At 53.1% G+C, this 14,450-nt stretch carries 17 protein-coding genes; 5 read left to right on the top strand and 12 right to left on the bottom strand.

Features of this window, described 5'->3' with window-relative positions:
* Window positions 1-105 precede the first annotated feature (105 nt).
* Entirely contained in the window at window positions 106-684 is a 579-nt protein-coding gene (locus tag MY052_RS11975) for a hypothetical protein (RefSeq protein WP_248537034.1), read from the bottom strand.
* A gap of 290 nt (window positions 685-974) precedes the next feature.
* Window positions 975-2,018 (bottom strand): S66 family peptidase, encoded by a 1,044-nt coding sequence (locus tag MY052_RS11970; protein WP_202218047.1) that lies wholly within the window; start codon window positions 2,016-2,018, stop codon window positions 975-977.
* Between the two features lie 74 nt (window positions 2,019-2,092).
* Between MY052_RS11970 and tam the strand changes: the two genes are divergently transcribed.
* Window positions 2,093-2,851, top strand: a complete 759-nt coding sequence (tam, locus tag MY052_RS11965; protein ID WP_248537033.1) for a trans-aconitate 2-methyltransferase — start codon at window positions 2,093-2,095, stop codon at window positions 2,849-2,851.
* Window positions 2,852-2,864: 13 nt separating this feature from the next.
* On the opposite strand, the gene MY052_RS11960 is transcribed toward tam, so the two are convergent.
* From MY052_RS11960 to MY052_RS11945, 4 genes are all read right to left on the bottom strand, one after another.
* Window positions 2,865-3,578, bottom strand: coding sequence for an ArsR/SmtB family transcription factor (locus MY052_RS11960; protein WP_035896124.1), 714 nt, complete (start codon window positions 3,576-3,578; stop codon window positions 2,865-2,867).
* A complete protein-coding gene (locus tag MY052_RS11955; RefSeq protein ID WP_115074182.1) occupies window positions 3,571-3,954 on the bottom strand; it encodes an amino acid-binding protein in 384 nt (127 codons plus the stop codon). The genes MY052_RS11960 and MY052_RS11955 overlap by 8 nt, the downstream gene beginning before the upstream one ends.
* Complete coding sequence (locus MY052_RS11950; RefSeq protein WP_248537032.1) at window positions 3,947-4,270, bottom strand: antibiotic biosynthesis monooxygenase family protein; 324 nt, start codon at window positions 4,268-4,270, stop codon at window positions 3,947-3,949. Before MY052_RS11950 ends, MY052_RS11955 begins: the two co-directional genes overlap by 8 nt.
* Window positions 4,271-4,353: 83 nt before the next feature.
* Entirely contained in the window at window positions 4,354-5,247 is an 894-nt protein-coding gene (locus MY052_RS11945; protein WP_248538934.1) for a LysR family transcriptional regulator, read from the bottom strand.
* 148 nt (window positions 5,248-5,395) lie between these two features.
* On the opposite strand from MY052_RS11945, the gene MY052_RS11940 reads away from it, so the two are divergent.
* Window positions 5,396-6,373: an NAD(P)H-dependent flavin oxidoreductase gene (locus MY052_RS11940; protein WP_202218042.1), complete on the top strand. Its 978-nt coding sequence runs from the start codon at window positions 5,396-5,398 to the stop codon at window positions 6,371-6,373.
* Between the two features lie 43 nt (window positions 6,374-6,416).
* On the opposite strand, the gene MY052_RS11935 is transcribed toward MY052_RS11940, so the two are convergent.
* Genes MY052_RS11935 through MY052_RS11920 form a run of 4 tightly spaced genes read right to left on the bottom strand, consistent with a single transcriptional unit; the run spans window position 6,417 to window position 9,492 of the window.
* Complete coding sequence (locus MY052_RS11935; protein WP_035896118.1) at window positions 6,417-6,731, bottom strand: non-heme iron oxygenase ferredoxin subunit; 315 nt, start codon at window positions 6,729-6,731, stop codon at window positions 6,417-6,419.
* Between the two features lie 9 nt (window positions 6,732-6,740).
* The gene (locus tag MY052_RS11930; protein WP_227675167.1) at window positions 6,741-7,217 is read right to left on the bottom strand and encodes an aromatic-ring-hydroxylating dioxygenase subunit beta; all 477 of its coding nucleotides are present in this window, start codon (window positions 7,215-7,217) and stop codon (window positions 6,741-6,743) included.
* 3 nt (window positions 7,218-7,220) lie between these two features.
* The gene (locus MY052_RS11925) at window positions 7,221-8,477 is read right to left on the bottom strand and encodes an aromatic ring-hydroxylating dioxygenase subunit alpha (protein WP_202218041.1); all 1,257 of its coding nucleotides are present in this window, start codon (window positions 8,475-8,477) and stop codon (window positions 7,221-7,223) included.
* A gap of 37 nt (window positions 8,478-8,514) precedes the next feature.
* Window positions 8,515-9,492 (bottom strand): 2Fe-2S iron-sulfur cluster-binding protein, encoded by a 978-nt coding sequence (locus MY052_RS11920; protein ID WP_202218040.1) that lies wholly within the window; start codon window positions 9,490-9,492, stop codon window positions 8,515-8,517.
* Window positions 9,493-9,607: 115 nt separating this feature from the next.
* Here MY052_RS11920 and MY052_RS11915 point away from each other — a divergent pair, with 115 nt between their 5' ends.
* Window positions 9,608-10,513, top strand: a complete 906-nt coding sequence (locus tag MY052_RS11915; protein WP_202218039.1) for a LysR family transcriptional regulator — start codon at window positions 9,608-9,610, stop codon at window positions 10,511-10,513.
* Window positions 10,514-10,582: 69 nt separating this feature from the next.
* On the opposite strand, the gene MY052_RS11910 is transcribed toward MY052_RS11915, so the two are convergent.
* Entirely contained in the window at window positions 10,583-11,368 is a 786-nt protein-coding gene (locus tag MY052_RS11910; RefSeq protein WP_248538892.1) for a helix-turn-helix transcriptional regulator, read from the bottom strand.
* Between the two features lie 102 nt (window positions 11,369-11,470).
* Between MY052_RS11910 and MY052_RS11905 the strand changes: the two genes are divergently transcribed.
* Window positions 11,471-12,229: a class I SAM-dependent methyltransferase gene (locus MY052_RS11905; RefSeq protein WP_202218037.1), complete on the top strand. Its 759-nt coding sequence runs from the start codon at window positions 11,471-11,473 to the stop codon at window positions 12,227-12,229.
* Here MY052_RS11905 and MY052_RS11900 read toward each other — a convergent pair.
* Entirely contained in the window at window positions 12,210-13,139 is a 930-nt protein-coding gene (locus MY052_RS11900; protein ID WP_248538891.1) for an AraC family transcriptional regulator, read from the bottom strand. The genes MY052_RS11905 and MY052_RS11900 overlap by 20 nt on opposite strands.
* A 102-nt stretch (window positions 13,140-13,241) precedes the next feature.
* On the opposite strand from MY052_RS11900, the gene MY052_RS11895 reads away from it, so the two are divergent.
* Complete coding sequence (locus MY052_RS11895; RefSeq protein WP_248538890.1) at window positions 13,242-14,267, top strand: SDR family oxidoreductase; 1,026 nt, start codon at window positions 13,242-13,244, stop codon at window positions 14,265-14,267.
* The last annotated feature ends 183 nt before the right edge of the window (window positions 14,268-14,450 follow it).

Here is a 14,450-nt window from a genome sequence, read left to right as displayed (position 1 = left end):
TCAGACGCGTTATAACTGAGGGCCCGAGGATATCGTCGGGCCTTCGGCATTATTAAATATGTGCGGAAATGGTGCAGAGAGAAGGGGGGACGCCTATTTTTGTTGTCAAATTGCGGACTTAACAGCCATCAGCGTCCTTTTTCGAATCCATCCGCTCCCTGCCCGAATCGCAAGCCAGTAAGCCGCCATTTTCAGCTGAGTGGCTTGATCCGGACAGTAAATGAACGTCTCAGTTTGCAGCTCATAATGTCCTTCTTCCACTTTTTTTACTCGGTAGCGCAGTAAGAGCTTTGCGCTGCCCGGCATCACTGGAGCCAGATAAGCATCAGTATCCGGCACATTCTCCAGCCCAAAATCAGCGCGCCAGAATTGCCCACGCAGCCCGTAGCAGAGCTCGGATGCTGACTTTTCCAGAAGCGTAAAACTGTCCAGGCCAAAGCTGCTAACCGTCTGGTGTTGTTTATTGCGCCGGAATTTTTGCGGTAGTTGTCTTACCGACATCAATAGCCGGATGACGGCGTCCTGCTGAATATCGAATGTCGCAATTAACGACAGAATTTTTTCAGGCGAGTGCGTTTTGATGACCGTCTGGTGTTTTTCATGGAACTGAAACTGTGGCAAGAAAACGGGTATATCCTGCCATTGAGCAAGTGCTTTACGGGTAACGAACCCAGGGTTCAGCATGTTACTTCCTTATTTGCGTTCAATCCCAATCAGAGTAGATGCCTTAGCAAACAATTCTTATCGTAGCACGGCCTAGCGCAACAAAAGGGAGGTATCTCAAAATTCACTACATGCTGAATTCTGTAGCCGCACGAGTGAACCATGAAGTAATAGACTCACGGAAGTAATTTAACATAATATACATTATGCGCACTAACATAGAATCAGGCCAAATCCAACGTTTTGCGGCTGTGATTGTGCACCTCAATAATCCGTCCGTTTTATCGCCATTATCACAATCACGCCGTTTTTTACCACCACAGCTCTTGCACGACCGAACCGCCACTATCACTAAACGTCACCGTTGCCATTGCACCATTCACCAACGTCATTTGCGGCGGTATGTGTCCGATGTCTACGTCGTATAAAACCGGTATGTTGATATCCCCCAATGCGGATTGCAGCGCGTCGAGATAATTCTGTTGATTGTCACTGTCAGCGTTCGGCCCAGCACTTCGGCCAATCATGATGCCATTGATGCCGCTGAACCAGCCCTGTAAACGTAAACTGTATAATGCCCGCGTTAATTCACACGGGCCCATTTCTACATTCTCAAAATAAAGAATGACGCCATCGCCAGTGCTCTGCTGTTTAAACGGTTCAATGCTGCCGAATTGGGTTCCGGCTATCCTGCCGATGATGTCCAGACATCCGCCAATTAATCGTCCAGTAAACGTGAGCCGCTCGCTTTTGCCATCAAGGCGTTTCCACACTGTTTTTTGAGTCAGATTGAAACCGGTGTCAGTTTCTGCTCCCCACTGGTTCTCTTCAACCTGATACTGTGCTGACGAATATTGAGTTACCGTGCTACCACGTTCGCTCTCCAGCACCGTCCAGATGCGACCTGTGGTTTCATCCAGTACTCTGGCGCCGAGTTCCATAAGGTTTGGGCCATGGGCGGTTGCCCAGCCGCTTAAGATGGTCAGCGGGAAATGCAGCGTAGTCAGGTCTGAAAAACCTGAAAACCACTTTGGCTCAACCGCTTTTAATTTCTCGAAATCAATGAGCTCCAATAGCTCGATGGCCAGATCGCCACCCCAGGGAGGCATTACGGCTTTAACCTCCGGGTCGCACAGAAACTGCATTAGCTCACTTGCCCGCAGCGCTTTATCCGCACTCTTATTCTTATGTTGCGAGCGCAAACACTGGCCTTCAACAACCCTAAACCCTTTGGATTTTAAGGCATTAATGGCAAGATCAAGTCGAGCATGGCGATGCGCAGGAACGCCTGACGATGGCGCGGTTATCGCAATTAAATCGCCAGAAACTAATCTGGACGGGAAGCGTATTTTCATGGAATATTCCTTATTAACATTGAAATAACATATCCCATCAACCACTTGCCTAACAACGCCTAAGGATAATTGATATGTCCGACTGGAACCCAACGCTGTACATGCAGTTCGGGGCAGAACGCTCACGACCAGCCGCTGAACTATTGGCGCGTATTCCGCTCAACGATGTTGTTTCAGCTCTCGATCTTGGCTGCGGGCCCGGCAACAGCACGGCATTACTTTATCAACGCTGGCCAAATGCCGCCATTACCGGCATCGACAATTCCCCCGCAATGCTTAGTGAAGCCCGAAATGCATTACCCGAATGCCATTTTATTGAAGCGGATATACGATCTCTTCAGCCAGAAATACCGCCAGATCTGATTTATGCCAATGCCTCGCTGCAGTGGCTTTCGGATCACGATGAACTGTTCCCCAGACTTATCAGTCTACTGAAACATAATGGTTTTCTGGCAGTTCAGATGCCGTATAACTGGGAAGAACCCTCGCACGTTTTGATGCGTGAAGTGGCAAAAGAACAAGGCTACCCTAATCGCGGTCGCGATCCGCTGCCGAGCGTTCATCGCTACTATGATATTTTGAGTCAGGCGGGAAGCGAGGTTGATATCTGGCGTACAACCTATTATCACAAAATGAATTCGCACCAGGCGATTATCGATTGGGTCAGCGCCACCGGGCTGCGGCCGTGGCTGCAGGATCTGGATGAATCGCAAAAGCAGCAATTTTTAGCTCGTTACCACCAACGGCTGCAGGAACACTATCCGGTACAGCAAGATGGCCAGATATTGCTGGCGTTCCCTCGCCTCTTTATAGTGGCGCAACGTAAATCATAACGCTCGGAAGATGTCAGCTAAGGGTGATGGCAAAGTTTTTTGCCAGCGCCCTTCTTCCCGCATCGGTAAAACGCACTTCCCGGTAGCCAGCAATTCGTTCAATCCAGCCATGATGTTCAAATGCAGCTAATAACGCGGCGCCAGCGTTGCCACCAAGATGCGGCCGTCGTTCGCTCCAGTCCAGACAGGCGCAGACCGTTTTGCGCCGGGTTTGTGCGGTAAGCGTGGCGCCAATTTGTCGAAAACCGGCTAATCCGACCGCTGAAAGTTCTGTGCCTTCCTCCGTAAACCAGCCCTTTTCCTGCATGAATGTATAGAGCCGGACGGCAACGTCACCGGCCAGGTGATCGTAGCAGGTTCGCGCTTTTCGCAAATGGACTGGGGTCGTAATTGGCCTTGTCGGCTGTGCTCGCATGGACACGCCCATCAGCATTTCCAGCAGCGTCGCCACCTCGTTTCCGGCCAGACGGTAATAACGGTGGCGCCCCTGAGATAAACAGCTAATTAACTGCCCCTGCACTAATTTTGCCAGATGGGCGCTACCGGTTGATGGGGATATATCCGCGACGGCACTTAACTCAGTTGCCGTCCATGCTCGACCATCCATCAAAGCGCACAGCATGCTGATCCGCGACGGGTCAGCAATGGCGGCAGCCACTTCCGACATGGTGCTTTCAAGCGTCTTGCCATCAGCGTTTGCCGGGGCGATGTTAAGCGGTTTATTCATCCCATTGTCCGGTGGCTTGAGCGGCCAGTTCGTTATTATCGGTGAGTAAAATCAATCGATTGTCATGATCGCTGTATTGTACAAGTATGTTAATCCCGTGCTCGGACAGCGCAAAAGCAATATTGCCCAGTTCTCCGGGGCGCTCCTGCTTTAACCGCCGGATAAGCGGTTTGCTTACCTTGCTGACCGGTATTCCCGAGGCCTCTAGCACTTCCCTGGCCCGCTCGCCGTTATTGACCAGAAAATGCGCATGGGATTCGTCACCGACGCTAAAAACGCCGCCGCCTTCAAGCCCTACGCCATTTTCCCCTAGCGTGGAACCTAAACGCGCCAGTTCTCCGGGACTATTACGCAGTATAACGTGGATATCAAACATGAGCGGCCAGCCTTGAGTCGGATGAATATTCACGAAGCACCTGGGCTACCCGAATACGGTAGTTGGCAAATATTGTTTCTTGCCCTTCTCTCTGTGCGGCCTGGTGCTGGGTATTTCTTTTCCACGCCAACACGGCGTCTTCATTTTCCCACCACGAGAGCGATAAGATTTTCCCTTCCGTCGTTAAACTTTGGAAGCGCTCGATGGCAATAAACCCTTCAACGTTGTCGAGCTCAGAACGAAGTTGGGCGGCAAGTTCAAGATATCGGGCCTGCTTTTCAGCAACGGCATTGGCTTCAAACAGTACGGCAATCATCGCGGTCTCCTCCAGATAAGTGAGACCACTATAAAGAGATGAAATGGCAATGCTTCGTTGGATAACGAAGTATGGCTGCGAAGTTAACGTAAATCATCCAGCAGGCTATCCATCCATTCAGCAAACACGCGAACCTTATGCGATAGATGTCTATGCGGATACATCAGCGAAAGCTGACGCCGCGGGCAAGGGTGATTGGGCAGCACTTCCACCAACTGACCCCTGTCGATATAGGGCTGTAAAAAGAAATTCATACCCTGTAATAAGCCGAGCCCTGCGAGACCAGCTGAAATATACACTTCGGAATTATCGAGGATAAGTTTCCCCGGCAGTGCGATTTCCGCAGTCCCCGTTGCCGTTTCAAAACGCCATGGCATGATCTGTCGGCTGCTACTATTGATCCAGTTTACCCCCTGGTGATGCGCCTTAAGATCATCCAGTGTTTCCGGCGTACCGTATCGGGCCAGATACTCCGGGCTGGCGCAGGTCGTCATTTTAATATTCCCCAACGGTCGAGCGACATAATCGCCATCGTCCAGGTCACCCATGCGCAGCACGCAGTCCAGCCCATCGCGCAGCATATCCCGACGCATGTCTGAGCTGCTGAGGATTATCTCGAGATCCGGATGCCTGGCGTAAAACTGGGGTAATTTCGGCACCACCACCAGACGCGCAAAGGCGATGGGCATATCGACGCGTAGCTGACCATGCAACGGTTTTTCCGGTGCAAACGATGCCAGCAGATCGTCAGCCTGCGCCAATAGCGGCTTGCTGCGTCGGTAAAACTCTTCCCCTTCCGGCGTCAGATAAATACGCCGCGTGGTGCGCTGCAATAGCCTCACCCCGCTCTCTTTTTCCAACTGCTGTAAGGCTTTGGTGACCGCCGGTCGGTGCAGCTGCAAATTTTCAGCCGCCTTACTGAAGCTACCCGAATCAATAATCTCAATAAAAATCTTAATATTTTCAAATAGATTTATCTGCATACGGCATGCCTTTGTGGAGTAAGTTCTTATTGTTATTTATTTAATAATAGTGATGCACTTTTTTCACTATTTTTCTTAATAATAAAGACGCCTACACTGCACGCATACCAGCCATTTTGCGCTGCGATTAGGAGATAACATCATGAAAAATAACCGTATCAGTCAGATTCTTGGCATTGAAAAACCTGTCATTCAGGGACCGCTGTCATGGCTCACCGATGCCCGCCTGGTTGCGGCCGTCAGCAACGCCGGTGGTTTGGGAGTGTTGGGGCCAAACGCCGGTTTAACGGCGGAAACGGCGGTCTCTACCCCGGAAGCCACGGCGGAGAAAATGCGTGAAGAGATCCGTAAAACCAAAAGATTGACCGACAAACCCTTTGGCGTGAACCTGATCCCAAGCCCGGAGAACGATATCTGGACGCCGGGTATTCTACAGGTCATCAAAGAAGAAGCGGTAAAAGTGGTGGTGTATACCGGCTATGGCCAGGGGGCGATTATCCCCGCGCTGTTCGATGAACTAAAAGCAGCGGGTATTACGATTATCTACCGCGATATAAATCCTACCCCCGAAAACACCCGCGAAGCTGAGCGTGCCGGGGCGGATATTATCGTGGCAACGGGCTTTGATGAAGGCGGTACGCTGCCGGCGACGGCGCTCGGCACCTTTTCTATCGTGCCGCTGATTGCTGACGCTGTCGAACATGTCCCGGTGCTGGCCGCCGGAGGGATTGTTGATAAGCGCACGGCGCGAGCGGCACATGCACTGGGCGCAGAGGGCGTGTTTGCGGGTTCCGTCTTTATCAGTACCGAAGAAAGTCGCGTTCCCCAAACCATTAAGGACAAAATTGTCGAGGCAAACGGCCTGGATCTGAACCTGTTCCGCACCCTGCCTGACTACTATCGTTCACTGCCAGGCAAGCTGACGTCAACGCTGGTTGAAATGGATAAAGCCGGTGCCAGCAAGGAAGAGATTGCCCATGTTATGGGCGGGCTGCGCGGCCTGCGTCTGGGGATGCTGGAAGGTAATACCGATGAAGGCTATATCGCCCTGGGAACCGGCATTGGGGGTATCCATCACGTGACGAGCGTGGCGGACGTGGTAGAACAACTGACAGCGTAAGCCCCTATTCATGCGGCCTGGTTTCAGCCCGGCCGCATTGCTATCAGGCAAACTTCAGGTAGACCTGTTCTCCCTCAATTTGCACCGGATAGGTGGCGATTCCTTCGGTTAACGGGCTGCACATCGCTTTGCCGGTTTTGATGCAAAAGCGCCCCTGATGCAACGGGCACTCAATTTCACCGTCCTCCAGAAAGCCATCGCTCAAACGTGCATTGCCGTGAGAGCAAAGATTGGCGCTGGCAAACACCCCATCTTCAGTGCGGTACAGCGCAATATCATGACCGTTCACGTCAATGCCGATGACATCATCTTCCGGCAAGTCGGCGAGTTCAGCGGCTAAAATCCAGTTATCAGACATCTACTCACCTCAGATTGGATAGATTAAGGAGTTTGGCACCAGTTCGCTGTCGAAAATGCACAGCCGGCTGGCAAAACGCAGCCCTTCTGCCGTTTGTACGACCTTATCCAGGTAGTAACCCACGTTGAACACTTCACTGTGTCCATCCGCTTTGGTTCGAAAGATGGCATAGTTGGTGCGGGCGAAAATCCCTTCCTCGGTCATTGCCGTAATATGCGGAAGCCCCACCACGTGACGCTGATAGTACGGGTCGTGGAACAGCGTCTCGGCCACGCCGTAGACTCTATCTTTCAACATCCCTTTGCTTTCCAGATTGATGGTGGAGAGCGGCAGTTTGCGGTCGTAGTTTTCGCGTGGGATCACCTTATACACACAATCATCGGTGAAGAGTTCGGTCCATTTATCCCATTCGGCGCGGTCTACGATATCGCTATATTCCGTTTGCAGCGTGACCAGTTGCTGCCAGATTTCACTGTTAATCATCATGTTTTAAATCTCCAGCACGCCGCGCCAGTAGTGGTACATCCCTCGGATTAAGGTTTCCGAGACCATGTGATCGGTATTTTCATAGCCGGTGCCGCCCATTTCCGCGATGGTGCGTTGGGACGGGTTCTGGCGTAACCCTTGCTGGGAAAATTCAACCACTTCGCCATCGTCGGCGGAGACAAACCCCGCCGGGCCGAATAGATTCGCCTGCTTCAGGCGGCGCTGGGTCATCTCCTCGGAGTCATCGGCGAAACCGAAATGTGTCCAGACAAAATCGAATTCATTCGCCCCGCGGGGCTGGATATGACGCACCGACATCGAGTTCACGTTCTGCTGAATCACCAGGCTTGGGAACAGCGTCATCATCACCACCGTTGGGCCGTTCCACCACGGTTCCTCAACTACGTCGAGGAAGCTGGAGTCGTTCAGCTGCATCTGCTCTTTAAAGCTACTCACCCCTTGCGTTACCGCACTTTTCCCGCCGTTTCCTTTGCGGCTTATCATCGCCGCATGACGGTATTTATCATCCATTATCAGCTGCGAGCGGTTATCCGCGCGCCACAGGCCAAAGGTGACAAACCAGGTGTGCAGCAGCCCCGCGTGGTACGGATCCTTAATGTTTTCCTGCATCAGTTTCCAGTTGCCGGGAATGCGCTGGCGGTTATAGCCCAGCAGCTTTAGCTGACGGCCGCTGAATACGCGCTCGAAATAGGCCAGAATGTCCGGGCCGAGATAGTGCTCCAACTGTTCAACGTCGAATGAGAACGAGGCAAACACCACGCCGTTATGGCGGGCGACGTTGAGTTTTTTTAGCCCATGTTCAGACGGGTTAAAGTCTTTCGGCATGCCGCCGTTCACTTTGCCGTCCTGCTTTACGCCCCGTCGGAACGGCACGCCCTGCAGGTTACCGTCAAGGTCATAGTTCCACTGGTGATAGGGGCACACAAAGTCGGTGCGATTCCCTGATTTTTCACGACAAAAGCGCATGCCACGGTGGGCGCAGAGGTTCTCAACCACGTTGATCTCGCCCTGCTGATTGCGCACCACGATGACCGAGCGTTCGCCAACCACGCTGCGAACAAAATCGCCCGGTTCAGGGATTTCAGCTTCCAGCGCCACGTAGCACCAGTGCTTCCCATAGAAGATTTTTTCCAGTTCGCGGTGGTAGATATCGTCGCGAGTGTAGGCCCAGAACGGTATCCGACTAGTGCCATCGTCAGGCCACAGTAAATTGTTTTGCGGTTCAGAGGTGAAGTTCATCGTGACTCCTTTTTGTTATCTATGCAGGTAAACGACATTACGATTGGTAATAAAACGCATCGGCGTGAATATCCTCTGCTCTTGCGCCCAACGCTTTTGCCTGAAGCGTCATCGCCTCAACCATCGCGGGCGGCCCGGCGGGATAAACCTTCCAGCCTGCCAGCGTCGGCAAATCCTGAATGACCGCAGCAGGTAATCTTCCGCTGCGGACACCCGATGCTGATGACTCCTGGCTTAACACCACTTGATATCGGAAGTTGCCGTATGTCTGTGCCAGCTCGTCCAGCATCTCAACGCCATAGAGATCTGCCGCCCAGCGGCTGCCGTAATAGAGGTGGATGGGGTTACGCATGCCGGCGGCCAGCGCGGAGCGGATAATGGATAGCTGCGGCGCAAGGCCCGTGCCGCCAGCGACGCAGAGTATCGGGCCTTCATGTTTCTGACGTAGCCAACTGGCACCCAGCGGGCCGTTGAGCTTGATGGCGGTACCTGGTTCGAGCGTTTCCAGTAACCCAGGTGTGACCCGTCCATCGGAGACGATACGAATATGAAACTCCAGTTCGTCATCTTGCGGACAGCCCGCCATGGAATAACTACGCTGGCCGCCTCCGGGAAACGTCAAACGGACAAACTGCCCAGCGGACCAGGAAAACGGCTTGGCGGGCTTCAGGCGTAGACGCCATACGTCGTGACAAAGCGTCGTAAAAGAGACAACCGTGGTTTTGAGGGTACGCGCTGGATGCACCACAACTTCATCCGCAGGCGGAAGCTCAATGACGCTCGGTGACAGCAACGTGGCGCAGCAGGCCAGCACCTCACCCGTTTCCAGTTCTGGTGCATCGTCCGGCAGCGTATGAGCGACATCGCCAGATATCACCCGGCAGCGACAGGTCTGACAGCGACCGGCCATGCAGCTGTAAGAGATGGGAATTTGGTGCTCACGTAATACATCCAACAGATTACTGCCGGGGGTAACGGCGACCTGACGACGAGACGGCATGAAATCCACTTGCATCACAGTTCCTTACCATTAATGTTGTTATTTTGTTAATGAATCGTATAAAGAAACGGAGCGGTGAGATATACCGTGTGGTTTATAGCGGTTATTAATCGGATTGATAACGATATCTATGTCACGTTTAGCTGAATTCGACCTGAACCTGCTGGTGCTCTTTCGCCATATGTACAATGAGCGCCATACCGGCAGAGTCGCCGAAATGATGGGCCTTACCCAACCTTCCGTCAGCCATGCTATTAAGCGCTTGCGGACGATGCTGGGCGATGAGCTGTTTGAAAAAGCATCCCGAGGGATGCGCCCTACGCCATATGCGGAAGCGATTGCCGGTGATGTGGATGAAATTCTCTGCGCGCTGGAAAAGACGCTGAGCTACCGCAATAGTTTTAACCCGTGGGAAAGTCAGCGTGAGTTTCGCGTCGCGATGACCGACCTTGGGGAAATTTACCTGCTGCCCAGGCTGATGAATTTATTGAGCAAAGAAGCGCCCGGCGTGCGTATCACGACGGTTCGTGATACGGCAGTACCGCTAAAAACAGAAATGGAGAACGGTGGCGTGGATCTGGCTATTGGTCTGCTGCCGCAGCTTGAAGCCGGGTTTTATCAGCGGCGGCTCTTCGATCAGCGCTATGTCTGCTTAATGCGTAAAGACCATCCGCTGAGCAACCAGCCCTTTGATGAGGCCGCCTTTCGCGAGGCGCAGCATATCAAGGTCATGGCGCAAGACTCCGGCCATAAACGTATTTTTGAACTCTTTGCCAAAGCCGGTATTGCCGACCAGGGGCAACTGTGTGTCCCCCATTTTATGGCGATTCCTTATATTCTGAGCGAAACCGATTTTATCGTCACGGTGACTGAAAAACTGGCGTTACAGACAGCGCAACGGTTTGGGCTGGTTATCCGTCCATTACCTTACGATCTGCCGACTATCCAGATTAACCTGTTCTGGCATAGCCATGTGCATCAGGATGCAGCCAACACCTGGTTACGCCGTTGTTTTATGCGTCTGTTTACCGAGTAACTAACCGTTTTTAAGTGACACTGTCACTTATTAAGCCTTTCAATCCGCCGGGTAATAAAACCAGCTTCGTCAGCACGATTCGGGAACCAGCATGATCATTTTCAGCGCTCGGTTGCTTGCCAACTGCCAGCTGAGCTGGCGATAGGTCAGATCGCCTCGCGTGGCATGATGAAAAACACGCGCGCCACCTTCCCGCACGATAACCTGCTGTTGGGACCAGAATTCACGAAAATCACTGCTGTTTTCACTCATCTGCTGCACAAACGCGTTGAGCGTGGTGTCGTTAGGATAATGAATAGCATCAGAACGAAGCTCCGCGACAATACGGCGAGCACGCACCTCCCAGTTATCGACCAACGTCCGGGCGAGCGGGTTCAGGAACATAAAGTGCATCATGTTCGGGGATTTTTCGCTATCGAGAAAGCCCTTAAACAACGTTTCGGCACCTTTATTCCATGACAGCACCTGCCAGGTGAGATCCAGTAAATAACAGGGCTCTGACACGGCGTATACGGCGGACAAAATGGTCTGCTCGACTGCGGGAACCTGCTCAATCAGCGGATCGCTTTTATGCGCCAACAAAAAAAGATATTCCCGCTCAGCAGGCTTGAGCTTGAGCGCAAAGGCAATTCCTGACAGCGTTTGAGCCGAAACGGTGATATCGCGTCCCTGTTCAAGCCAGGTATACCAGGTGGTGCTGATCCCACTCATCTGCGCCACCTCTTCCCGGCGCAGCCCTTTTGTTCTCCGGCGCGAAAGCACCGGGATCCCCAGCATTTCCGGCGAGGTATTTTCCCGTTTAACGCGTAAAAATGTCCCCAGCGCTTCTGGCCCTTTCAGTCCCGTGTTGTCCATGGTAGTAACTCGATATACCAGTATAAGTGCCAATATTGTACCCGTATTAATCCCGGCGTATAGTCCGTTTTAACAAGAACATAACAACAGAGGAAGACCGGTATGAGCAACCATCATGAAGCATTAGTGAAGTCCCAGTTTAGCGGTCAGGCTGCCGCTTATTTGCAGAGTAACGTCCACGCCCAGGGGGCTGATTTACGTCGTCTGGCCGAATGGCTGGTCGATGATACGCAAGCACGCCTGTTGGACGTCGGCTGTGGTGCCGGGCATGCCAGCTTTACCGCCTCTCCTTTGGTCGCTGAGGTCACCGCGTATGATTTGTCCGAAGGGATGCTGGAAGTTGTGGAACAGGAAGCCCAAAAGCGCGGGATGGGTAATATCAGCTGTGCACAAGGTCCGGCGGAAATTCTGCCTTTCGCGGATAACAGCTTTGATATTGTTATCAGCCGCTACTCTGCGCACCACTGGCATGATATTCAGGCGGCGTTGATGGAGATTCGCCGCGTCCTCAAACCTGGCGGCCGTTTTATCCTGATGGATATCGCGTCTCCGGGCAAAGCAATGCTCAACGTCTGGTTGCAAACGGTCGAAATGCTGCGTGATCCATCGCACATTCATAACTACTCTCAGGGTGAATGGTTGTCGATGGTCAACAATCGCGGGATGGTGGTGGATAAATTGGTCGGCGATAAACTGCATCTGGAATTTTCATCCTGGGTGGCTCGAATGAAAACGCCAGAAAATATCGTCGAGGCTATCCGCTATTTGCAGGATAAAGTCTCTGATGAAGTGCGCACGCATTTTGAGATTGCCGCCGACGGTAGCTTTGTCAGCGACACCATTATGTTTCAGGCGCGCTAAGTGCGGTTTGTCGCCAGGCTTTTGGGGATAAACCGGTTTCCCGCTTAAACGCGTTGCTAAACGCGCTAACCGAGGCGTACCCGAGCGTTTGTGCCACTTCAGCCACCTGCTCGCTCGCTTCGCTTAGCGCCTGTTTGGCAAGCCGCATGCGCCACTGTGTCAGATAGGCAATCGGGGTCATGCCTGCGGTTTGTCGGAAATGCTGCGCAAATACCGTACGCGACATGGCGCAGGCCTTTGCCAGTTCCTCCAGGTGCCACGCACGAGCCGGGTCGCCGTGCATCAGCTGCAACGCTGGCGTTAAGCGGCGGTCGCCCAACACCCGAAGCCAACCGACGGGTAGCGTCTCGTTATTCTGCAAGTGAGCGGGTAGGATTTGCACAAATAACAGCTGCGCCAACTGCGTTGAAACCAGCTGTGAACCGGGCTGATGTTGAACACGTTCTTGTACTAGTTGATCCAAAAGCCAGCGGAACGATGAGGCCTGCGCTGAGTTTGCCGGTACATGAATCCACGGTGGTAGCACGTGGGTCAGCAACTTACCGCTGGTCGGGTTCAGCAGAACGTGACCGCCGATATGTTCAATGTCATTACCTTCACCAATGGGCGCATGCGGTTTGCCCGCGCCAAAGAACACGCTCATGGCATCAATAGGCTCGACGTCCGGATGGCTTGCCAGCACAAACTCGCGCTTCGCGCTGAGTAACCCGACATCACCGGTTGCGAATAAGATGGGTTCCGGTTCCCCTTCCAGCAATACCCAGCACTGACCGCGAAGAATGGCGAAGAATTTGATTTTATCCGGCGCAGGAAAACGCAGCGCCCACCGACCACCGGCGGTGAACCCACCGGTTACCAGCGATTCGGCATGCGTCAGTTTGAGGATGTCTGAAAACGGATCAATGTTCATTTCCGTACTATCGAGCAACTCAGACGCACTATCAAGCATTCACAATCTGACTACCGCTGCTTACTCTATGTCATATACCCATCGCATAAAGAGAATTGCATCATGAGTAAAGCACGCGTTTTAGTCACCGGCGGCACCGGTTTTATCGCTCAACACTGCATTATTTCCCTGCTTAATAACGGATATCAGGTACGTACCACCGTACGCTCCGCTGAGCGTGAAGAAGAGGTTCGCCGCAATTTACAGCAAGGCGGCGTTGAACCTGGCGCCGATCTTTCGTTCGTGGTGGCGGATCTGACCGCTGACAACGGCTGGGACGATGCCGTTGCGGGTTGTCGCTTCGTGATGCACGGTGCGTCTCCAACTCCTTCCGGCAGCCAGACTCAAGAGGCCGATTGGGTGAATCCGGCCATTGACGGCAACCTGCGCGTACTGCGCGCCGCCCGCGATGCAGGCGTACAGCGCGTGGTGTTAACCTCGGCGTTTGGCGCTATCGGCGTGGGCCACCCGGCCGATTACCCTCGCCCATTTACCGAAAACGACTGGAGTGACGTCAGCGGCGATGTCTGGCCATACCAGAAATCAAAAACGCTGTCCGAACGCGCTGCGTGGGAGTTCATCGCCCGCGAAGGCAACGGTCTGGAACTTTCGGCAATTAATCCGGTCGCGGTACTGGGGCCGGTATTGGGCGCTGACTATTCTCACTCCACCCGCATTATCAAAAACATGCTCGATGGCGAGCCGGGCTGCCCGAATATCAACTCCTGCTTTGTGGACGTGCGTGACGTTGCCGACCTGCACCTGTTGGCGATGACGCATCCGGCGGCCAACGGCGAGCGTTTTCTTGCCAGCGCTGGGCACAGCTTGACTATCCTCGATGTGGCGAACACGCTTCGCCAGGCGTTGGGGGATGCGGCAAGTAAAGTATCGACGCTGCCGATGAGCGATGAAATGGTGCGCGCCGCAGCGCAGAACAACCCGGTAATGCTGGGAATGGTAAAACTGCTGGGGGTCGATATGAACGTGAGCCATGAAAAGGCGACGACGTTACTGGGTTGGAAACCGCGTTCCCCGCAGGCGGCGATTGTCGCCACCGCCGAAAGTCTTATTGCACTTGGCCTGGTGTAGGCCTAATAAGCGCAACGCCATCAGGCATTGCCCGGCACATTGCAGGATGTGCGGCAAAGACTAATCCGCCCGACCATAACGCCTTAATTAGTTACAGTGTCACGATTATGTCCCCGACCTTTTATATTGATGTGTTTCCCGGCGTCGCTGCGCTCAGCCGGGGAAGCCTTAAGCCTGACAAAA

Origin of the sequence: Kluyvera ascorbata, assembly GCF_023195735.1 — a bacterium.
GTDB lineage: Bacteria > Pseudomonadota > Gammaproteobacteria > Enterobacterales > Enterobacteriaceae > Kluyvera > Kluyvera ascorbata.
Note: the sequence above shows the minus strand (reverse complement) of the source record. Positions and strands in the feature narration are given on the sequence as shown.